The sequence below is a fragment of the Microbacterium halotolerans genome, from assembly GCF_003569805.1.
GTDB classification, from domain to species: domain Bacteria; phylum Actinomycetota; class Actinomycetes; order Actinomycetales; family Microbacteriaceae; genus Microbacterium; species Microbacterium halotolerans.
The window spans coordinates 1,563,953-1,585,079 of sequence record NZ_KZ984051.1 but is presented as its reverse complement, the minus strand read 5'-3'; the positions used below and the strand labels follow the sequence as shown (position 1 = coordinate 1,585,079).

At 69.2% G+C, this 21,127-nt stretch carries 18 protein-coding genes and 1 pseudogene; 10 read left to right on the top strand and 9 right to left on the bottom strand.

Annotated features, from left to right (window positions below; all coding sequences use genetic code 11):
- Nucleotides 1–35 precede the first annotated feature (35 nt).
- Entirely contained in the window at nt 36–395 is a 360-nt protein-coding gene (locus tag DZG09_RS07190) for an ArsR/SmtB family transcription factor (RefSeq protein ID WP_119697440.1), read from the top strand.
- Nucleotides 392–2,029: a SulP family inorganic anion transporter gene (locus tag DZG09_RS07185; protein ID WP_119696928.1), complete on the top strand. Its 1,638-nt coding sequence runs from the start codon at nt 392–394 to the stop codon at nt 2,027–2,029. The genes DZG09_RS07190 and DZG09_RS07185 overlap by 4 nt, the downstream gene beginning before the upstream one ends.
- 107 nt (nt 2,030–2,136) lie before the next feature.
- Here DZG09_RS07185 and DZG09_RS07180 read toward each other — a convergent pair whose 3' ends face one another.
- From DZG09_RS07180 to DZG09_RS07160, 4 genes are all read right to left on the bottom strand, one after another.
- Nucleotides 2,137–3,027 (bottom strand): aminodeoxychorismate lyase, encoded by an 891-nt coding sequence (locus DZG09_RS07180; protein WP_119696927.1) that lies wholly within the window; start codon nt 3,025–3,027, stop codon nt 2,137–2,139.
- A 644-nt stretch (nt 3,028–3,671) separates the two neighbouring features.
- Nucleotides 3,672–4,793 (bottom strand): 5-(carboxyamino)imidazole ribonucleotide synthase, encoded by a 1,122-nt coding sequence (locus DZG09_RS07170; protein ID WP_119696925.1) that lies wholly within the window; start codon nt 4,791–4,793, stop codon nt 3,672–3,674.
- Between the two features lie 169 nt (nt 4,794–4,962).
- Nucleotides 4,963–5,484: a PH domain-containing protein gene (locus DZG09_RS07165; RefSeq protein WP_205529084.1), complete on the bottom strand. Its 522-nt coding sequence runs from the start codon at nt 5,482–5,484 to the stop codon at nt 4,963–4,965.
- A gap of 107 nt (nt 5,485–5,591) precedes the next feature.
- Nucleotides 5,592–6,365 carry a biotin--[acetyl-CoA-carboxylase] ligase gene (locus tag DZG09_RS07160; protein ID WP_240423754.1) on the bottom strand — a complete coding sequence of 258 codons (774 nt, stop codon included), beginning with the start codon at nt 6,363–6,365 and terminating at the stop codon, nt 5,592–5,594.
- 121 nt (nt 6,366–6,486) lie between these two features.
- Between DZG09_RS07160 and DZG09_RS07155 the strand changes: the two genes are divergently transcribed.
- Both DZG09_RS07155 and DZG09_RS07150 read left to right on the top strand, forming a co-directional pair.
- A complete protein-coding gene (locus DZG09_RS07155; protein ID WP_119696923.1) occupies nt 6,487–8,079 on the top strand; it encodes an acyl-CoA carboxylase subunit beta in 1,593 nt (530 codons plus the stop codon).
- Entirely contained in the window at nt 8,076–8,303 is a 228-nt protein-coding gene (locus DZG09_RS07150) for an acyl-CoA carboxylase epsilon subunit (RefSeq protein WP_119696922.1), read from the top strand. Before DZG09_RS07155 ends, DZG09_RS07150 begins: the two co-directional genes overlap by 4 nt.
- 244 nt (nt 8,304–8,547) lie before the next feature.
- On the opposite strand, the gene DZG09_RS07145 is transcribed toward DZG09_RS07150, so the two are convergent.
- The 4 genes from DZG09_RS07145 to DZG09_RS07130 all read right to left on the bottom strand — a co-directional run bounded on the left by DZG09_RS07145 (nt 8,548) and on the right by DZG09_RS07130 (nt 12,802).
- Nucleotides 8,548–9,564: a hypothetical protein gene (locus DZG09_RS07145; RefSeq protein ID WP_119696921.1), complete on the bottom strand. Its 1,017-nt coding sequence runs from the start codon at nt 9,562–9,564 to the stop codon at nt 8,548–8,550.
- Nucleotides 9,561–10,808: a sensor histidine kinase gene (locus tag DZG09_RS07140; RefSeq protein ID WP_119696920.1), complete on the bottom strand. Its 1,248-nt coding sequence runs from the start codon at nt 10,806–10,808 to the stop codon at nt 9,561–9,563. The genes DZG09_RS07145 and DZG09_RS07140 overlap by 4 nt, the downstream gene beginning before the upstream one ends.
- Nucleotides 10,801–11,460 (bottom strand): response regulator transcription factor, encoded by a 660-nt coding sequence (locus DZG09_RS07135; RefSeq protein WP_119696919.1) that lies wholly within the window; start codon nt 11,458–11,460, stop codon nt 10,801–10,803. The genes DZG09_RS07140 and DZG09_RS07135 overlap by 8 nt, the downstream gene beginning before the upstream one ends.
- 88 nt (nt 11,461–11,548) lie before the next feature.
- Nucleotides 11,549–12,802, bottom strand: a complete 1,254-nt coding sequence (locus DZG09_RS07130) for a class I SAM-dependent RNA methyltransferase (RefSeq protein ID WP_119696918.1) — start codon at nt 12,800–12,802, stop codon at nt 11,549–11,551.
- A 128-nt stretch (nt 12,803–12,930) separates the two neighbouring features.
- Here DZG09_RS07130 and DZG09_RS07125 point away from each other — a divergent pair, with 128 nt between their 5' ends.
- Both DZG09_RS07125 and DZG09_RS07120 read left to right on the top strand, forming a co-directional pair.
- Nucleotides 12,931–13,572, top strand: a complete 642-nt coding sequence (locus tag DZG09_RS07125; protein WP_119696917.1) for a Maf family protein — start codon at nt 12,931–12,933, stop codon at nt 13,570–13,572.
- Between the two features lie 108 nt (nt 13,573–13,680).
- Nucleotides 13,681–15,459 carry an acetyl/propionyl/methylcrotonyl-CoA carboxylase subunit alpha gene (locus DZG09_RS07120; RefSeq protein WP_119696916.1) on the top strand — a complete coding sequence of 593 codons (1,779 nt, stop codon included), beginning with the start codon at nt 13,681–13,683 and terminating at the stop codon, nt 15,457–15,459.
- Nucleotides 15,460–15,584: 125 nt separating this feature from the next.
- Here DZG09_RS07120 and DZG09_RS07115 read toward each other — a convergent pair whose 3' ends face one another.
- Complete coding sequence (locus DZG09_RS07115; protein ID WP_119696915.1) at nt 15,585–17,009, bottom strand: NAD(P)H-quinone dehydrogenase; 1,425 nt, start codon at nt 17,007–17,009, stop codon at nt 15,585–15,587.
- A gap of 123 nt (nt 17,010–17,132) precedes the next feature.
- Here DZG09_RS07115 and DZG09_RS07110 point away from each other — a divergent pair, with 123 nt between their 5' ends.
- From DZG09_RS07110 to DZG09_RS07095, 4 genes and pseudogenes are all read left to right on the top strand, one after another.
- Nucleotides 17,133–17,951, top strand: coding sequence for a purine-nucleoside phosphorylase (locus tag DZG09_RS07110; protein WP_119696914.1), 819 nt, complete (start codon nt 17,133–17,135; stop codon nt 17,949–17,951).
- An 85-nt stretch (nt 17,952–18,036) separates the two neighbouring features.
- The gene (locus tag DZG09_RS07105) at nt 18,037–19,713 is read left to right on the top strand and encodes a phospho-sugar mutase (RefSeq protein WP_240423752.1); all 1,677 of its coding nucleotides are present in this window, start codon (nt 18,037–18,039) and stop codon (nt 19,711–19,713) included.
- A 46-nt stretch (nt 19,714–19,759) separates the two neighbouring features.
- Nucleotides 19,760–20,020 (top strand): annotated as a pseudogene (locus DZG09_RS16875) (transposase); the annotation flags it as partial.
- Nucleotides 20,021–20,053: 33 nt separating this feature from the next.
- The coding region (locus tag DZG09_RS07095) for a collagen-binding domain-containing protein (RefSeq protein WP_119696911.1) at nt 20,054–21,127 on the top strand (1,074 nt) is incomplete at its 3' end.

The following is a 21,127-nucleotide window of genomic DNA, read 5'->3' as shown; positions in this document are numbered from 1 at the left end:
GGGGTATGCGGTCGGCACGATATGATGACTTCATCATGCCATTCAGCAATCTCTCTCGGCCGCTCTATGAGATCAAGGCGAGTCTGTTCAAGGGCCTCGCGCATCCGCTGCGCATCCGGATCCTCGAGCTGCTCTCGGAGAGCGAGGAGCTGAGCGTGGGCTTTCTCCAACGCGAGACCGGTCTCGAGGCCTCCCATCTCTCTCAGCACCTGTCCGTGCTGCGCCGCTACCGCCTGGTGACCTCGGAGCGCCGGGGAAGCCACGTCTACTACCGGATCACGGGCGAGCGCGTGGCCGAGATGCTGACCGTGGCGCGGGCGCTCCTGCTCGATGTCCTCTCGGAGGACGGCTCTCGCCTCGAAGGTGCCCTCGTCGGGTCCGAGCAGTCCAGATGAACGGCAGGGCGAGGAGATTCGTCGGCCTTCTGCCGTCGCGTGCCGACTACCGTGCGGTGCCGCGGACCTGGCGACGCGACCTCATCGCCGGCATCACCGTCGGCATCGTCGCGCTGCCGCTCGCGCTCGGCTTCGGCGTGAGCTCCGGCGCCGGGGCCGAAGCCGGCCTGATCACGGCGATCGTCGCTGGTGTGATCGCAGCCGTGTTCGGCGGATCTCACGTGCAGGTGTCGGGCCCGACGGGAGCGATGGTGGTCGTGCTCGCGCCGATCGTCGCGCAGCACGGTCTCGGCGCCGTCGCCGCCGTGAGCATCATGGCGGGGATCATCGTTCTCGCGGCGGGAGCGGCCAGGCTCGGGCGCGCCGTGAGCTTCATCCCCTGGCCGGTGATCGAAGGTTTCACCCTGGGAATCGCCGTCATCATCGGTCTGCAGCAGATCCCATCGCTGGTCGCGGATGACATCGCCTCGCACGATGCGAACGCGGCCGTCGCGGCATGGGAGTCGATCACGACTGCGAACGGCTCCTACGCGTTCTGGGCACTCGGCGCCGCCGCGGTCGTCGTCGCCTGCATGATCGTGTGTCCGCGCATCCATCCGGCGATTCCGGGGTCACTCGTCGGCATCGTCATGGTCACGATCATCGCCGTGATCGTTCCGAATCCGCTTGCGACCATCGGCTCGCTGCCAGCGACGCTGCCCGCGCCGGCTCTGCCCGCCGTCGACCCCGCCATGCTCCTGGAGCTCGCCGGCCCCGCCGCGACAGTCGCCGCACTCGCCGCAATCGAATCGCTGCTCTCGGCCCGCGTGGCCTCATCGCTCGCCGACACCGGCGCGATCCATCCGGACCGGGAGCTTGTGGGCCAAGGGCTCGCCTCCATCGGCGCCGGGCTGTTCGGCGGCATGCCAGCCACGGGTGCGATCGCCCGCACGGCCGTGAACGTCCGCGCCGGCGGGCGCACGCGCCTGGCAGCCGCGACGCACGCGGTGCTCCTGCTCGTGATCGTGTTCGCGGCCTCTGCACCGGTCTCAGCCATCCCCGTCGCGGCACTCGGCGGCGTCCTCGTCATGACGGCGGTGCGCATGGTCCGTCTCAGCACGGTGCGCGTCATCCTGCGGTCGACGCGGTCTGACGCCGCGGCATTCGTTCTCACGGCTATCATCACGGTCTCGTTCGATCTGATCGTCGCGGTCGTGATCGGGGTGGTCTTCGCCGGCTTCTTCGCGATCCGGCATCTGGCAGGGACGACCAGGGTCACCGCGGAGCCGCTGCCCGGCGCCGCTGTCGAGGGAGACGAGCGCATCGCACTCCTGCGGTTCGACGGACCGCTCATCTTCTCCGTCGCGGATCGGGTGTTCGACGATGCGCAGAACCTCGAACGCGTCCAGGTCGCGATTCTGCGGATGTCCCATCTGGAACTCGTCGACGCGACGGGGGCGAACGTGCTCAGCACGCTGGTGCGCACGCTGGAGCGGCGCGGGATCACCGTGCTGATCAAGGGCGTCCAACCGATGCACAGGGAGCTCTTCCGCAAGGTCGGTGTGCTCGCGTCGCTGCGCCACCATCGGCACCTGTTCACAGAGCTCGACGCCGCCGTCGCGCACGCGCGCGACCACATCCTCCGCGCGCCGTAGGCCGGCTGCCGAGATGCGCTCTTCTCGTCGAGATGCGCAGGTTTGGACGTGATTCTGTCGAAAAGGTGCGCATCTCGCGAACCGCGCACGGGCCCAGATGGCCAGAATCAGCCGCGCAGGTGAACGTTCAGTGCTCGAGTGAGGTCGTTGTCGACGGGGACCTCGCGCCCGTCGATATGCGTCACGGGCGCGGCGAGCCGGATCGACGAGACGAACCAGGCGGCGTCCGCGGCGGCGAGCGCCGCAACCGGGATGTGCTCGTAGCCGGTCGGATGCCCGTTCTCCTCGAGCCAGTCGAACGCGGCCAGCTGCGTCGTGCCGTGCAGGATGCCCGCGGTCGGCTCCGGTGTGATGAAGTGGTCGCCGCGGCGCAGGATCACGTTCGCGGTCGGCGCTTCGAGCAGGTAGCCGTCTGTGGTGGTGAAGATCGCCTCGTCGGCCCCGCGCCTGTGCGCCTCCCGCGCGGCGGCCATGTTCACCGCGTAGGAGAGGGTCTTCGCCCCCAGCAGCAGCCACGGCGCACGCTGCGCCGCGCCGGAGTCGTAGCCGCGATCGAGCGTGACGACCCTGATGCCGTTCTCCCGCGCAGCGGTGAAGTCGGGTGCGGGCGATGCCGTGATCCAGGCGGTCGGCCCGCTGGCCGGCGCGCCCGGCCCACCGATCTGCACGCCGCGGCTGAGCAGCAGTTTGATCGTCCACTCACCCCGGTCGGGAATCGACGCCACGGCGCGATCGAAGGCGCGACTCCACTGCGCGATGTTGGGTTCGGGCAGTTCGAGCAGCTGCGCCGAGTTGGCCAGCCGCTCCAAGTGCGGCACGACCTGCTTCGCCCTGCCGTCGAAGACGCCGATCGATTCGAACACGCCGTCGCCGCGATTCGCGCTGAGATCGCCCACGCTGAGGGCGGGAGCATCCGGATCGATCTGCGTGATCGTGGATTCGAAGTCCCCGGTCGCATCCGCCGGGACCGGGCTGATCAGAAAGGCGAACCGCGTCATGCTCCGACCCTACGCCGTGAGACGCCACGCACCGATGCCCCGCGCCCAGCTGCCGAGATGCGCACTTCTACGACAGGAGCCCGTCAGAATCGGCGCATCTCGGCGAGAAGCGCGCATCTCGCGAGCTCGCAGGCGCGAGTCGGGCGGACATGAAAAGACCGGGCCGCAGAAAACGCCTCTCGGCGCGTGGTCCGCTCGAAGCGGCAAAAATTGGAGCCCGGGGTTTGCTGCGGCCCGGCTACAGAAGTCTAACGTCCATGGCGCCTGGCTATTCCCGGCGCGTGTCGCCGGCACGGTCGGCGCCACGGTCCTCATCCGCACGTCCCCTGGCTCGACGGCGGTCGACGAGCACGGCTGCCGCGGCCGAAGCGACGGAGACGACCGGCATCAGGAACGCGAATACGGGGAGAGGCCAGGCGGAGACGCCCCCGTTCCGGATGAGCAAAGTGACCAGGGTGTCCTGGACGAATATCGTGCTGGTCGACGACCAGGAACTCGTCTGCACCGGGCTGCGCATGCTCGTCGAGCCGTCAGGGCGGTGGCAGCGGGCGACTCCCTGCTCTCCCCTGCGATCACTCGACAGGTGACGGGCGCGCTGTCCGCGCACCCGCAGGCCGTCGCCCGCCCCGAACTGCTCGAGGCGCTCAGCCGAACAGAGCGGCCGCCGCGCGCGCCACGTGCGCCGCGTCGTCGAGGTCGTCGCCGAACGCGTTGACGTGGCCGACCTTGCGGCCGGGCCGCGGTGCCTTGCCATAGGTGTGGATCTTCGCCGTCGGGTGCTCGGCGGCCGCCACGGCGATCCGGTCCGTGAGCTCCTCGCCCTCGGGACCGCCCAGGATGTTGATCATCACGGCGGCTTCGCTCACCGGCGCGGTGTCGCCGAGTGGAAGGTCGAGCACGGCGCGCAGATGCTGTTCGAACTGGCTCGTCACGGCACCGTCCTGCGTCCAGTGGCCGCTGTTGTGCGGTCGCATGGCGAGTTCGTTCACCAGCACGCGCCCGTCCGTCGTCTCGAACAGCTCGACGGCGAGCATTCCCGTCACGCCGAGCCCGGCGGCGATCTCCTCCGCGATCTGCGCCGACGCTTCGACGGTGCGGGCCGAGGCGCCGGGAGCCGGTGCGAAGACCTCGCTGCAGATGCCGTCGCGCTGCACGGTCTCGACGACCGGATACGCCCTCGTCGCACCGGATGGACGGCGCGCGATCTGCTGAGCCAGTTCGCGACGGAAGTCGACCAGCTCCTCGACCAGAATCGGCTCACCGTCGAAGTCCGCGAACCAGTCGTCGGCCTCGGATCCGGATGACACCCCTCGCACGCCCTTGCCGTCGTAGCCACCGCGGGGGGTCTTCACCACCGCTCGCCCGCTGTGCCCGTCGAGGAATGCCTGCAGCTCGCCTGCATCGCGCACAGCCGCCCAGTCCGGCTGCGGCGTGCCGACTTCGGCCAGGCGCGTGCGCATCACGATCTTGTCCTGGGCGTAGCGCAGCGCGTCGGGACCGGGGTGCACCTTCACTCCGGCATCGACCAGCGCACGCAGCACCGGTTGCGGCACGTGCTCATGATCGAACGTGATCACATCGACGTCCTTCGCGAACGCGAGCACGACATCCGGATCTCGGTAGTCGCCGACCGCCGTCGCGGCCAGCGCCGCCGACATGCCGTCCGCCTCGGCGAGCACGCGCAGCTCGACGCCGAGCTCCACGGCAGGTGCGATCATCATCCTGGCCAGCTGGCCGCCACCGATTACTCCGACACGCAGGGACATGCACCTATCCTGCCATCCGGAACCGAGGCCTCCCGGCACGCAATGACAGCCGGGGCCGCCCGCGAGATGCGCACTTTTCGATCATTCGGACGTCCAGAACGGCGCGTCTCGGCGAAAAGTGCGCATTTCGGCAGCTGAGGCACCCGGCCAGGGCGGAGGCGGGTGCGCGTCAGAGCTGGGACTCGGCCTCGCGGTGGGCGAGGATCTGGTTGACCTCGATCTGGTCGGCGAGCACCTCGGACACGAGCCGGGGGCGCAGCACGTTCACCAGCACGATCTTCCCCTCCAGACCGTCGGAGAGCGTCAGCGTGCCCGTGCCCCACAGACGCTGCCAGAGACCGCGCCGCGTCTCGATCGAGTAACCGCGGGCGTGCGAGAGCTCGATGCTGCTCTGCCCGAACAGGCCGCGCCTGGCGATCACGCGCCGAGTCGTCACCGTGTACACCCGCGAGCGCCACACCAGCCACGGTGTGACCACGAACAGCAGCACGAGGCCCGCGCCCGCGGCGAGGATCATCCAGTTGCTGAAACCGTCCGGCAGGTTGCCCCAGCCGTATCCTCCCGCGGCGCAGAGCACGATCAGCAGCAGCGCCGACCAGATCAGGCGCCTGGCCTGCGGCCGGAACCTCGCCACGAGCAGTTCCTCCGGCCTCGGCGCGCCAGGGGGCGGCAGATCAGGGCGATCGGGCATGCTCGGCACTGTCACGGCCGCTCCCTTCTGTCCGCGCGGGGTTCCCATTCTGCCGTGTCTGCGCCGCCTGTGCCCGGTGGCGCGCGGCTCCGGATGCTGCAAGCCGTCTATTCCGCAGGGCGCACGTGCACGACGTCTCCTGCCGCGACAGACACCGGACCCTTCGGCGTGCGCACGACGAGCCGTCCGTCCGCGTCGATGTCCTCGGCCCTGCCGAGCAGGTCGTCGCCCGCCGGCATCATCACGCGCACGCTCTGTCCGAGCGTGATGCATCCTTCGACGACGTCGCGCCGCACACCTGCTCGCTCCGCGTCGCCGCCGGCCTCGGTCAGTGCCCCGAGCCGCCGGTCCAGTTCGCGCAGATAGTCGGCCAGCAGCCGATCCTCGTCGCACCGGATGCCGCTGGCCGCGAACGATGTCGCCGTCGGCACTGGCAGCTCCTGGGCCGTCATCCGTGTGTTGATGCCCGACCCGATGATCACGGTGCCGAGGTCGGCGGTCGCCTCCACGAGGATGCCGCAGATCTTCCGCCCCGCCACCAGCACGTCGTTGGGCCACTTCGCTCCGACCGGATAGCCGACGAGCTGCGCTCCCACTGCCCTCGCCATCGCCGCGCCCGCGATCAGCGGAATCCAACCCCGCGAGGCGAAGGGCACGCCGTCGACCCTGACCAGGACCGAAACCGCGAGCGCGGCGCCCGCGGGCGCCCGCCACTGCCGGTCGAGCCGCCCTCGGCCCGACCGCTGGTCCCTGGTGAGCAGCACGCTCAGGTGCGGCAGAACGTCCATCGCCGCTCGACTGGCCAGATCGGCGTTCGTCGACCCGGTGTGCTCCAACTCCGTCACGCTCGCGGCAGCACCGCGCGTCTTCTCCCACGTCACCCAGCCAGCGTACGCGCAGATCACGGCACGCCCTGCCTCGTCTCGATCATCCAGATCACACACACGATCTCCGGAGTCATTGTGCGTGGCCACCAAAAGCAGTCAGCTTCGCGCGGTTAGGGTGGAACGCGTGACCGAACCGGATCTCTCTACGACCGCAGGCAAGATCGCCGACCTCCGCGAACGCTACGCCGAAGCCGTGACTCAGGCTGAGGAGAATGCTGTCGAGAAGCAGCACGCCAAGGGCAAGCTCACAGCGCGCGAGCGCATCGAGATGCTCGTCGATCCCGGCAGCTTCGTCGAGTTCGACGAATACGTGCGCCACCGCACCACGTCGTTCGGCATGGACCGCTCCCGCCCGTACGGCGACTCCGTCGTCACGGGCACGGCGACCATCCACGGCCGCAACATCGCCGTCTACTCGCAGGACTTCTCCACCTTCGGCGGATCGCTCGGCGAAGTGGCCGGCGACAAGATCATCAAGGTCATGGAATTCGCCCTCCGCGGCGGCATGCCGATCATCGGCATCCTCGACTCCGGCGGCGCGCGCATCCAGGAGGGCGTGCTCGCGCTGGGCAAGTACGCCGAGATCTTCCGGCTGAACACGGCGGCCTCCGGCGTGATCCCGCAGATCTCGATCGTGATGGGGCCGGCAGCCGGCGGCGCCGTGTACTCGCCGGCGCTGACCGACTTCGTGATCATGGTCGACAAGACCAGTCAGATGTTCGTCACGGGCCCGGATGTCATCAAGACGGTCACGGGCGAGGACGTCGGCATGGAGGAGCTCGGCGGTGCCTACACGCACAACACCCGCTCCGGTGTGGCGCACTACCTCGCCGAAGATGAGGACGACGCGCTCGACTACGCGCGCGGGCTGGTGGGCTTCCTGCCGGACAACAACATGGCCGATCCTCCGGCGTACGACACGGGCTTCGAGTTCGAGACGACGGATGAGGACCGCTCGCTCAACACGATCATCCCGGATTCCCCGAACCAGCCGTATGACATCAAGCAGGTCATCGAGCAGGTCATCGACGACGAGTTCCTCGAGGTGCAACCGCTGTTCGCGCCGAACATCGTGGTCGGGTTCGGCCGCGTCGAGGGGCGCTCGGTGGGCATCATCGCGAACCAGCCGCAGCAGATGGCGGGCACTCTGAATATCGAGGCGGGCGAGAAGGCATCGCGGTTCGTGCGGTTCTGCGACGCGTTCTCGATCCCGATCGTCACGCTCGTCGACGTGCCTGGCTACCTGCCGGGCACGGACCAGGAATGGACGGGTGTCATCCGTCGCGGCGCGAAGCTGTTGTACGCATACGCCGAGGCGACCGTGCCGCTGGTGACCGTGATCCTGCGCAAGGCGTACGGCGGGGCGTACATCGTGATGGGGTCGAAGCAGCTCGGCGCCGACGTCAACCTGGCGTGGCCGACCGCCGAGATCGCCGTGATGGGCGGCCAGGGGGCCGTGAACATCCTGTACCGCGGTGAGCTGAAGAAGGCGGCGGAGAACGGCGAGGATCTCGCCGAGGTGCGCACCCGGCTCGCGAACGAGTACACCTACAACGTGGCGTCGCCGTTCCTCGCCGCGGAACGCGGGGAGCTCGACGGCATCATCGAACCGGCGCAGACCCGCGTGTCGGTCGCGAAGGCGCTGCGCTCGCTGCGCAACAAGCGCGCCGAGCTGCCGCCGAAGAAGCACGGGAACATTCCGCTGTGAGCACCGAGGGCACGCACGGGCGCGGCGAGCTGCCGAGCGTCGAGATCACCAGGGGAACGCCGTCTGAGGAGGATCTGGCCGCGCTGGCCGGTGTGCTCCCCACGGCATACCTCGAAGAGACCGAACATGCCACGGCCGACGAGCAGACGGCGCGCAGCGCGTGGAACCGCTCGCGGCGGATGCGGCGCACGCCGGGAAGCCAGTGGGGCCGTTTCGCAGGCTGAGTTGTCGGATCTCGCAACAAATGTCCCCCAAAATACCTACAGACGCGGACGCCTCGGCTTGAAATACTGAATACGGAAACGCGCTCAAGCGCTCTGGCGCGCCGCCCTAGGGATGGCGGCACGCGCCGGTTCCCTCGCGGACGGTTTTCGGGTAACTGCTCCGCGTCTCCAAAGGTCCCGGGCGGCGAATACGCCGCCCGGGACCTTTCTCCTCCCCCGACGGCTGCTGGCAGTGAGTGCCGGGTCAGGGCCGGGGGATCTCCTGCCACAGGGCGAGGGCGTCCTCGTCGGGTCTGGGCGCGGCACGGCGGCCGACGATCGTCACCGCGGTGTCGGGATCGGGCGTGGTCCTCACGATGATGCGGTCGGCATCGGTCGCGCGCAGCGCCTCCGCCAGCACAGCGCGCACCCGTTCGAGCGCATCGTCGCCGAGGTCGGTGAGGGCGTCATCGTCGATCACCGTCACGCTCGCACCGCGGTCGCGCGTCATCCGGATCGCCGCGCGCACATCGTCGTCCAGCAGCCGGTGCGCGCGCAGCTCGTCGCGCAGCGTGCCCTCGGCCGTCAGCGCGTCCGTTCGCTCCGCATCGTCGAGCCGGCCGCCGGACAGCACGACCCGAGTCAGGACGGGCCCGGCCACGGCGAGGGCGAATCGCACCCGCTCGCGCCGCTCGGCGCGTCGCGCATCCTGCGACGCCTGCCAGGCCGCCGAGGCCTGCTGCAGCCTCACCAGCCGAGCCGTGTCGAGATACGCCCTGTCGACGGACCACAGCATCAGCTGCGCGATCCCCACCCAGAGGAACGTACCGAGCAGGCCTCGCCCCAGCGCCTCCCCTACGCCCATCGCGGCGATGCCGAGGGCGGCGACGACGGCGACGCCGCCCCACGCCCAGGACGGGCGGCGACGCACCATGAGGATCGTCAGCACCTCACCGTTCGCGCCGAACATCGTCGCCATGATCGGGTCGTGGATGTGGTCTCCGCTCGCCCAGATCGCCTGCGATTGAGAGACCGTGATGGCGACGACCACGACGATCGCGGCCCACAGCGGCAGCCGTGACGGCGATCGGTTCCCGACTCCCTTCGCACGAGGATCCCGCCCCGGCACCCACAGCACGATCGCGACGGTCGCCAGCCACAGCGCCACGGTGACGAGGTGGTGCAGCGCGTTCGGCACGATCGTCGCGATGATGGCGCCCCTGACCAGGAAGTACGCTGTGAAGGCGATGACGATCGTCATCAGGACTCGGCGCAGTGTCATGTCCGGTCCCCCTCGTCGTCATCGGTGGCGCTCCAGGTCAGCGTGACCCGTGTGCCGTGTGAGCCGGAATCGATGTGGCCCTCACCGCCGACCGCTGCGAGTCTGGCCATGATCGAAGCCCGGATGCCGAGGCGATCGGCGGGGATCGCGCCGACGTCCAGGCCGGGTCCGCGATCGGATACCTCGACGCTGATGCCTGCGCCATCGGCTCTCACGCTCGCTGCGAGTCCCACGGCGTCAGCGTGGTGCACGGCGTTGGCGACCGCCTGCTTCGCAGCGAGCACCACGGCTCGCGCGACTCTGCCGGGGATCTCGACGTCGCCGTCCGGAACGTGCACTGGCACGGTCAGAGTGACGCCGAGCTCACTCGCCGCGTGCTCGATCGCCGCGGCCATCTCGCTGACGCCTCGCGGCGCGTCACTGCCCTCGGGGCCCGCGGTCTCTGCATCGGCGAGGCGAGTCAGCGCCTCACGCGACATGTCGACGACGAGTTGGCGCTCCCTCGGCGTCTCCGCTCGCGCTGCGGCGATGAGTGCCGCCAACACGCTGTCGTGCATGAGGCTCGCGATCTCGATGCGCTCCTGTTCCGCTGCTTCCACGGCGCGTGCGTCGGTATATGCCTCCACCACGCGGCTCCGCGCCTCGTCGACACCGTTGGCGATGCCGCGGTACATCCAGCCGAGGACGACGATCAGCAGATTGAGAAGAATCGCAACCGACGTGTCGTAGCCGAGCGCTTCCCACGCGGTCTCGGCGAAGTCGGCGCGCAGCAGCTGCGCGATGCCGAACAGGAGCGGAGGGACGATCGCCCAGACGATCTGCCACGGCAGGCTGAAGGCCACCAGCGCTGCCCCTGTCGCGACCGAGAGCAGGAAGAACGGCCACGGCTGTGCGATCGGATCGACGCCGCCGATGTCGACGAAGCACCACCACGCCAGTGCGGCGACGTAGCCGACGGCGAACACTCCGGCCGCGAGCCGGGCGAAGCGGCCGACTGCCGCGGTCACGATCATGGCCGCCAGCGAGCTCATGGTGATTCCGAGTACGACTGGATGTGCCTGGAACTGGCCGTCCGTGACCGCGATCACCAGAGTCTGGCCGCCGAGCACCGCACCGGCGACGGCGACGAGCACCTGCGCGATCCGCTCGAACCTCGCCCTGGTGAACCGCCCGGGACTCGCCTGTTTCCGCCCCTGCGGGATCCGACGCCACGCCTCGTCGATCAGCGACTGCTCGTCAGGCACGAGTCGGGTCCTCGGACAATCCGTCCACGAGCCCGTCCTCCACCGCCCGCCTGAGCAGATCGACCTTCGTCGGAGCGGGGCGTCCGACCTCGGTGTACTTCACCCGCACGCGAGTGATGTTCTCCTTGGCAGTGGAGTAGGCGACTCCCAGGCGCTCCGCTACGGCCTTCAGCGGCAGCCCAGCCGCATACATCCGAAGCACCTCGCGCTCTCTGATCGACAGCTGGGCGTCGGCGAACGCCCTGTCGCCCTCGACGGCGCTCGCCCACTCGACGTTGTTGAGCTGGTCGCCGCGCGCGACGACACCGACCGCGTCGATCACGTCGTCGATCGGCGATGCTTTGCTCACCACGCCGACCGCCCCGGCGACGAGCGCCTCACGCACCGCGGAAGGGCGGTCGGCGACCGAGTGGATGATCACCGAGGACTCCCTGGCGAGCCGCGTCACATTCTCCGTGACCGTCGTGCCGTCGCCGAGGGTGAGGTCGAGCAGCACGACGTCCGCGGCCGGCGTCCGCTCCGTCTGCCGCCACGCGAGGAAGTCGGACACAGTCGCCCCCTCGTAGATCGTCACCCACCCTGCGCGCCCGATCGCGGCCACGAGGCCGAGACGGACGGACTCGTGGTCATCGATCAGTGCAACCCGGATCATCCGGCCAGCCTATCGAGCCGCCGCACGATCCACGTCGCGCGCACGGCGGCTGCGCATGCCGACGACGCCGTCCCGAAGGCATGCCGGTTCAGCGCGTCAGGACGGCGACGGCCTCGACGTGGTGCGACTGCGGGAAGATGTCGAATGCCTGCAGCGATTCCAGCTCGTAGCCGAGACCGCGGAACGTGCCGACGTCGCGGGCGAGAGCCACGGGGTCGCACGCGATGTATGCGACGCGCGACGGGCCGAGGTCGGCAAGGCCTTCGACGACGTCCCTGCCTGCCCCCGAGCGCGGCGGGTCCAGCAGCGCGACGCCTCGTGTGAGCATCTCGCGGTCGAGCAGGCTGGCCTGGTTCGACAGCTGCGTGAGGAAGTGTTCGACGCGCAGGTCGAGTGCTTCCGCGCCGAAGTCGGCGAGGTTCTGCTCCGCGTGCAGCGACGCGCGCTGCGACGATTCGACGGTCGTCAGTCGCGCTCCTTCCGCGAGCTCACCCAGCGTCGCCGCGAACAGGCCGACGCCGCCGTACAGGTCGAGGTTCCACGCGTCGGAATCCAGCGGGCCGAGCCCCCGCCGCACGGCGCCCGTGAGCAGCTCGGCCGCGGCGCGGTGCACCTGCCAGAATCCCCCTGCGTCGACCTGGAACTCGCGGTCCGCCACCGCTTCGACGACGACCTCGGGCTCTTCGCGCGGGGCGCGGTCACCGGGTCGGCGCGCGGGACGCCGCAGGGTCCGGATGCCGCCGTCGGCCGGCTGCACCAAGTCGACGCGACCCTCCGGCGCGCTGCGCAGAGCGACGGCGACTTCGGCGATCTCCGGTGTTGCGAGGGGGTGATCGCCGACCTCGACGACGCGGTGGCTGCGCGGGGCGAACGGGCCGATGCGCCCTCGATCGTCGACGTGCAGGCTGATGCGGGTGCGGTAGCGCAGCCCGTCACGGGTGGCCGCTACATCCGGATGATCGCCTCCGAGCACGGCCTCCGGGCCCAGCACGGGCGCATCGATCTCGAGATCGGCGAACTTCGCGAACGCCTCACGCAGCACCTGCGCCTTCAGCTCGCGCTGGCGAGGCAGTGCGATGTGACCGAGGTCGGCGCCGCCCGGTTGCTCGCCCCCGGCCACGGCGGGCCAGACGTGCGGCACGCGGTCGGGCGATGCATCGAGGACGTCGACCGTCTCAGCGCGTGCGAACGACTTCTTCACCTCGGTGATGCGTGCACGCACCCGCTCTCCGGGGATCGCATCGGCGACGAACACCACGCGCCCCTCCGGCTCGCGCGCGACGAACACGCCCCCGTGCGCGACGCCCGTGACGTCGAGTTCGATCTGATCGCCCTTTTCCATGCCTCTATCGTGTCAGGAACGGCCTGCGAATCGACCATCCGGATGCCTGCGGCAGCACGCCCCGGCTGGATCACCGTGAGCCGCGGCCGTGCCTTTGCGAACCGAGTGCCCGCTAATACTCTGGACGCATGCCGGTCTGCCTCGCTTCCACCTCCCCTGCCCGCCTCATGCTGATGCGACAGGCGGGCATCGAGCCGCGCTTGGAGTCGCCGAACGTCGACGAGGACGCGGTCGTGCAGGCCGTCGAGGCGGAACAGGGTCACGCGCTGACCCCGTCGGAGCACGTGCTGCTGCTCGCGCGCCGCAAGGCGGCGGATGTCGCAGGCAGACTTGCCGCGGAGGGGTTCGACGGTCTCGTGATCGGCGGGGACTCGATGTTCGAGCTCAGCGGCGTCGTCTACGGCAAACCGCACACGCCGGAGCGCGCCGTCGCCCGCTGGCGCGACATGCGCGGTCGCACTGGCGTGCTGCACTCCGGCCACAGTGTGCACCGCGTCTCAGCAGACGGATCGTACGAGGCGCATGCGGTCGCTGAGGCGCGCGTGACGTTCGCGTCCGACATCACTGACGGCGAGATCGACGCCTACGTCGCCACGGGCGAGCCGCTGCATGTGGCTGGCGCGTTCACCGTCGACAGTCTGGGAGGCGCGTTCATCGAATCGGTGGACGGCGACCCTTCGACCGTCGTAGGCATGTCGCTGTCGACGGTGCGACGCCTGGTGCGCGATCTCGGCGTCGATTGGCCGAGCCTGTGGAACCGCGGAGCCTGACGCGATCCACCGTCGCATCTCCGCTCGTAGGATTCACGTCACGAAGCGCACGCTTTGTTGTCGGAGTCGCTCAATTTCTCGCTCTGCCTCCGAACTAGGCTGAAACCCATGCTCGATAGCCGCGCCCTTCGTAAGGTCCTCATCGCCAACCGTGGCGAGATCGCCGTTCGCATCATCCGGGCGGCCCGCGACGCCGGCCTCGGGTCGGTCGCCGTCTACGCCGACCAGGACCGTGACGCCATGCATGCGAAGCTCGCCGATGAGGCCTACGCCCTCGACGGTGAGACCAGCGCCGACACCTACCTGCAGATCGACAAGATCCTCTCCGTCGCCCGCCGTTCCGGCGCGGATGCGGTCCACCCCGGATACGGATTCCTCGCGGAGAACGCCGGGTTCGCACGCGCCGTGATCCGTTCGGGACTGACCTGGATCGGGCCGTCGCCCGAGGCGATCGAGTCGCTGGGCGACAAGGTCACCGCGCGCCGCGTCGCCGAGAAGGTCGGCGCACCGCTGGCGCCCGGCACGCCAGGGCCTGTCGACACGGCGGAGGAGGTCGTCGCCTTCGCGGAGAAGGTCGGCCTGCCGATTGCGATCAAGGCGGCGTACGGCGGCGGCGGCCGCGGCCTGAAGGTCGCCCGTACGATCGACGAAGTGCCCGACATGTTCGAGTCGGCCACGCGCGAGGCCATCGCTGCGTTCGGCCGCGGCGAGTGCTTCGTGGAGAAGTACCTCGACAAGCCGCGCCATGTCGAGACCCAGTGCCTCGCCGACGAGGCGGGGAACGTCGTCGTCGTCTCCACCCGCGACTGCTCGCTGCAGCGCCGCCACCAGAAGCTCGTTGAGGAGGCGCCCGCGCCGTTCATCACCGACGAGCAGAACACCGTGCTGTACGAGGCGTCGAAGGCGATCATGAAGGAGGTCGGCTACGTCGGCGCGGGAACGTGCGAGTTCCTCATCGGTGCGGACGGCACCATCTCCTTCCTCGAGGTCAACACACGGCTGCAGGTCGAGCATCCGGTCTCCGAGGAGGTCACCGGCATCGATCTGGTGCGCGAGCAGTTCCGGATCGCCGCGGGCGAGGAGCTCGGGTACGACGACCCGGCCCCGCGCGGGCACTCGATCGAGTTCCGCATCAACGGCGAGGACCCGGGCCGCGGGTTCCTCCCGCAGCCGGGCCCGATCCATGTCTTCAAGACCTTCGGCGGTCCAGGCATCCGGCTCGACTCCGGCGTCACGGCCGGTGACAGCGTGTCGGGCGCGTTTGACTCGATGCTCGCGAAGATCATCGTCACGGGCAGCGACCGCGCCGAGGCGCTGGAGCGCTCGCGCCGCGCGCTCGAGGAGTTCGAAGTCGCCGGACTGCCCACCGTGCTGCCGTTCCACCGCAAGGTCGTCTCCGACCCCGCGTTCACGGCGGAGAGCGGCGAGTTCGGCGTCTACACGCGCTGGATCGAGACCGAGTTCGTGAACGACATCCCGCCGTGGGACGGCGAGCTGACGGCTCCCGCCGAACGGGAGCCGCGCCACACCGTGGTCGTGGAGGTCGCGGGCAAGCGCCTCGAGGTCAGCCTGCCCGACCGCATCACCACGAACAGCGGCGGCACGGGGCGCCCCGCAGCGGCGCCGCCTTCGCGCCGCTCGCACTCGGGCTCGTCGGTCACGACGGGCGCCAGCGGGGATTCGCTGAAGTCGCCGATGCAGGCGACGATCGTGAAGGTCGCCGTCGAGGACGGCCAGGAGGTCGTCAAGGGCGACCTGGTGCTCGTGCTCGAGGCGATGAAGATGGAGCAGCCCATCCACGCGCACAAGGACGGCACCGTCTCAGCGATCGACGCCCCTGTCGGCCAGACGATCTCATCCGGCCACCCCCTGCTCACCATCGCGTAGCGCGGGTCATCTCTTCATTTCTGGCACATCTCCGGGGGTGCCCAGCATCAGAAATGTGCCAGAAATGAAGAAGAACGGCGCGTCGGACCCGGATGGGCCCGCCGCGCCGCTTTCGTGCTGCGGAGTCAGAAGCCGCGCTTGTTGATGCCGTGCATCGCGCGGGCGGCGTCGTTGATCGCGCCAGAGAGCGACGGGTAGGTTGTGAACACGCGGGCCAGCTGGTCGACCGTGAGACGGCGGTCGACGGCGATCGAGATCGGGTAGATCAGCTCACTCGCCTTCGGCCCGACGACCACGCCGCCGACGACCGTGCCTGATCCTTTGCGCGCGTAGAGCTTCACGAAGCCGTCGCGGACGCTCATCATCTTAGCGCGGGCGTTCGCGGCGATCGGGAGCTTGTACTCGACGGCGTCCTCGCCGGTGGTCCAACCGACCGTGGCGATCTCGGGGCTGGTGAAGATGTTCGCCGCGATCTTGTTGTTCGCGAACGGGATGACCGCGTCGCCCATGGCGTGGAACACCGCCGTGCGACCGAGCATCGACGCGACCGAGGCGAGCGGCATCAGGTTGGTGCAGTCGCCGACCGCGTACACGTTCGGGATCGACGTGCGGCCGACGCGGTTGACCATGATGCGTCCGGTATCGGCCAGCTGCACACCGGCCTCCTCCAGCCCGATGTCGGTGGTGTTCGGCGTCGATCCGACGGCCATCAGACAGTGCGATCCGGCGATCTCGTCGCCGTTCGACAGCGTCACAACGACGCCGTCTCCCGTGTTCTCCACCTTCTCGGCGCGCGAGCGCGCCAGCAGCGTCATGCCGCCGCGGGTGAACACCTTCTCGAGCACGGCAGCGGCATCCGGGTCCTCACCGGGAAGCACCTGCTCACGGCTCGAGACGAGCGTCACCTTCGCACCGAGGTTCATGTACGCCGACGCGAACTCGGCGCCGGTGACGCCGGAGCCGACCACGATGATGTGCTCTGGCACGGCCGGCAGATCGTAGACCTGCTTCCAGGTGAGGATACGCGTGCCGTCGGGCTTGGCCGATGGAAGCTCACGCGGGGTCGAACCGGTCGAGATGACGATCGTGTCGGCCTCGATCTGATCGAAGTCCGTGCCGCCGGGACCCGTGGAGATGACGACGGCGTTGTCGCCCTTCATCCGGCCGTGACCGGAGATCACATTCACGCCGGCCTCGATCAGCTGCTCGCGCATGTCCTCCGACTGCTGACCGGCCAGAGCGAGGATCCGCTTGTTCACCGCGAGCAGATTGATGGCCGTCTCCGGCTTGAGCGGCTTGTCCTCTGCACCCTTCGCGTAGAACTGCACGCCGAGGTCGCCTGCTGCATCGATCGCCTGCGCGGCGTCCGCCGTCGCGATCAGCGTCTTGGACGGCACCACATCGGTGAGGACCGCGGCCCCTCCGACGCCCGTGTTCTCCACGAGAGTCACCTCGGCCCCGAGCTGAGCAGCGGACAGCGCCGCTTCGTAGCCGCCAGGCCCCCCGCCGATGATCGCGATCCGCTGCTTGCGCTCGAAGTCGAAGCTCATGGCTCCATTCTGTCACTCCCTGACCCCGTCTCAGCACCCTGCAGCCGCCGCGGGCGACGGACACGAGGAACCGGATGCCGGGGGCCGGGGCGCGCCGTCGGCGGTTGTGCTTAAGGTGGTCGCATGACGCACCCGCTCGACCACCCGGCAGACCCGTTCTCCATCGCGCAGGCCGCGGCAGACGACATCGCGAGGCTCACCGGCGTCGCCGGGCACGATATCGCCGTCACGCTCGGCAGCGGGTGGGGCAAAGCGGCGGAGCTGCTCGGCGAAACGGTCGCGACGATTCCCGCGACCGAGGTCACCGGCTTCTCGAAGCCCGCACTGGAGGGCCACGTCGGCACCATCCGGAGCCTGCGCACTCCCAGCGGCAGGAACGTGCTGGTGATCGGCGCGCGCACCCACTACTACGAGGGACACGGCGTGCGCAGGGTCGTGCACAGCGTGCGCACGGCGGCGGCGACCGGCGCGAAGGTGATGGTGCTCACCAACGGCGCCGGCGGCATCAAGCCCGCGTGGTCGGCGGGGCAGCCGGTGCTGATCAGCGACCACCTCAATCTCACCTCCGACAGTCCGCTCGAGGGCGCGACCTTCATCGACATGACCGATCTGTACTCGGCACGGCTGCGCGAGGTGGCACGCTCGGTCGATCCGGATCTCGACGAGGGCGTGTACTGCCAGTTCCGCGGACCGCAGTACGAGACGCCGGCCGAAGTGCAGATGGCGAAGACCCTCGGCGGGCACATCGTCGGCATGTCGACGGCACTCGAGGCGATCGCAGCCCGCCAGTCGGGTATGGAGGTGCTGGGCTTCTCGCTGATCACGAACCTCGCCGCCGGCATCTCCCCCTCTCCGCTCAGCCATGCCGAGGTCATCGAGGCCGGGCGCGCGGCGGAGGGCAGGATCTCACAGCTGTTGGCCGACGTCGTCGGAAGGATCTGATGAGAGCCATGGGGCGGGAGCACGGACCGGATGCCGCGGCCGGCCGATACGGCACCGCGCGGGACGGGAGCATCGGGAGGAACACGTGAGCGAACAGGGTGCGGGCGCGCTGGACGATGTCGTTGCTACGGCGCGGGCATGGAGCGCGCAGGACCCGGATGAGGAGACCCGCGCCGAGCTCGACGCGCTGCTCGAACGGGTGAGGGAGGATCCGGATGCCGCAGAAGAGCTGCGCGCCCGGTTCTCGGGGCGTCTGCAGTTCGGCACGGCGGGGCTGCGCGGCGCACTCGGCGCAGGACCCATGCGCATGAATCGCGTGCTGGTCGCCCAGGCCGCGGCAGGCCTCGCCGCCTACCTGCGTGAGACGACGAGCGGACACGTTCCCGTCGTGGTGATCGGGTACGACGGCCGCCGCAACTCCGACGTGTTCGCCCGCGACTCCGCGGAGATCATCGCCGGTGCAGGTCTGCGCGCCGTTCTGCTGCCGCGGATGCTTCCCACCCCCGTGCTCGCGTTCGCCGTGCGGCACCTCGGCGCCGATGCGGGCGTGATGGTCACCGCCAGCCACAATCCGCCGGCCGACAACGGCTACAAGGTGTATCTCGGCGGCGACAGCGGCGGCGCGCAGATCGTGCCTCCCGCCGACGGCGACATCGCCGCGCACATCGGCCGCGTCGCGGAAGGTTCGGTCTCCGAGCTGCCGCGCTCCGGCGACTACGGCGTGGCGGACGACGAGTCCGTCGACGCGTACGTGCGCGCGACGGCGGCCGTCGCCGGGCCCGGCTATCCGCGCGGGGCGGACGGCATGGCGTGGGCGTACACGGCGATGCACGGCGTCGGCTGGGAGACCTTCGCGCGCGTGCTCGACGAGGCGGGCTTCCCACGGCCGGCGGCGGCTGTCGCTCAGCTCCATCCGGACGGAGCGTTCCCCACCGTCGCGTTCCCCAACCCTGAGGAAGCTGGCGCGATGGACCTCCTGTTCGAGGCCGCACGCGAGGCCGGCGCGGAGTTCGCGCTGGCGCACGACCCCGACGCAGATCGGCTGGCTGTTGCGATTCCCGGCGCCGACGGTGCATGGCGGCGCCTCACCGGCAACGAGATCGGCCTGCTGCTCGGCCTGCGTGCGGCGCGCGCCGCATCCGGAGCCCCCGGCGCGACCCTGGCGTGCTCGCTGGTCTCCTCTCCCGGTCTCTCGGCGATCGCTGAGCGCTACGAGGTTCGCTCGGTCCAGACGCTGACCGGATTCAAATGGATCTCGCGCACGCCCGATCTGGTGTACGGATACGAGGAGGCGCTGGGCTACCTCGTGAACCCCGAGACGGTGCGCGACAAGGACGGCATCTCGGCGGCCGTCGCCGTGCTCGCCCTCGCCGCCGAGGCACGCACGACGGGCCGCACTCTCGCCGATCTGGTGGACGAGGTCTCTGACGAGATCGGCCATTACTCCAGCGGCCAGGTATCGATCCGGGTCGAGGACACCTCGGTCATCGCGCACACGATGGCGTCGCTGCGCGCCGAACCTCCCACGGCCTTCGGCGAGCGCACCGTGACCGAGGCGACCGACCTGCTCTCGGCATCCGGCGACGCCCCGTCAGGCGACATCCTGCGCTACATGCTCGACGACGGGTCGCGCGTGATCTTCCGCCCCAGCGGCACGGAGCCGAAGCTGAAGGCGTACCTCGACGTGCGCGGAACCTCCCCCGCCGATGCCGAGACCCGCCTCACCGCGTTGGAGACCGCGGTCCGTGCCCGACTCGCCTAAGTCGTATCTGACAAAGGCGGACGATTCTGGCTGAGACTCTTGAGCCGTGTCGCGTTTCCAGTTGCTCTCTGATGTTCAGTGGTCGTCGTTCGAGTCGTCAGTGCCGAAGTCGACGGGCAAGCCTGGTCGGAAGCTCTCGGACGCGCGCATGATGCTCGAAGGGATCGCCTATCGACATCGGTGCGGGATCGCGTGGCGTGATCTGCCGGCGGCGTTCGGGCCGTGGTAGACGGCATGGACGTGGCATCACCGGATGGCTGTCGAGGGCACCTGGGACAAGGTGCTCGCGAATCTCACCGCTCAGGCACACATTTGACCGTGGTGGTGGCAGACTGACCGTATGCACGCTGCACGGGGAATTCTGCAGGTCTCCGCGGGTGCGTGCGCCTTGGCGCTCGGGATCGCGGCGCTTACGGTCTCAACGCCGGCGGCTGCCGCCCCCGGGGAGGCGATCGGACCGTTCAATCCCGTTCGCACCCCGCTCGGACAGTTGGTCGACGGTCATCCCGCCAACAGTGGGTTCCTCGTCTTCGTAGAGGGCGACACCACCGTGAACGCGGACGAGTCCGAGGGCACGATGGCGACGGGCGGTGACTACATCATCGGCAAGGGGTACAACGTCGCCGCGGGGGTGGGACCGTTCTATGACACGTTCACCGCCCCGGGAGATGCTCAGCCGACGTACCTCTGGGCCGGGGGTCAGGTGGTGTTCCCGACGACAGCCGAGAACGTCGAGGTCCACAACGGTGGGTTTGCGAAGATCGGTGACGCGACGAGCTACACCGCACTGACGACCGACATGAACGGGACGCCGGGACTCGCGACCCATATCGTGCCGCCCGGGCAGGCCTACGAATACTCACCACGTATCCAACTCGCGACCTCTCAGGCGCCTGACTCCGTATATGCCGTCGAAGGGACGTCCGAGCTCATCGATGTTCCCGCGGCGTTCGCTCTGTACCGGGAAACGGCCACGCTCATGGGGACATGCTCGCCGACCATCGAGCTGCTCAACCGTGACGATTCGCAGCCGCTGCCTAGCTCGGTGCCTCCCGGAGCGAACGGACGTATCACGCTCACGCCGGGTGAGACGAATGTGCTGAACATCACGACGACGGACCTCGAGAACCTCGCGTCGCTGACGTTCACGACTCAACCGAACGACACCACGCCGCTGCTGATCAACGTCTTCGGTTCATCGTTCAACGGCACAAATCCAACGAGCGCAGGCATCGGATCAGCGAACGCGCACTTCATCCTGCTGAACTTCGTGGATGCCACCTCGGTCATGGTGACCGGCGGCGACTCCCTCATGGGAACGATCTACGCGCCGTACGCCGGTGTCAACTGGCAGGTGACGCAGAACATCGAGGGCAACGTCGTCGCGAGTTCCTTCGTACACGGTGCCAACGTG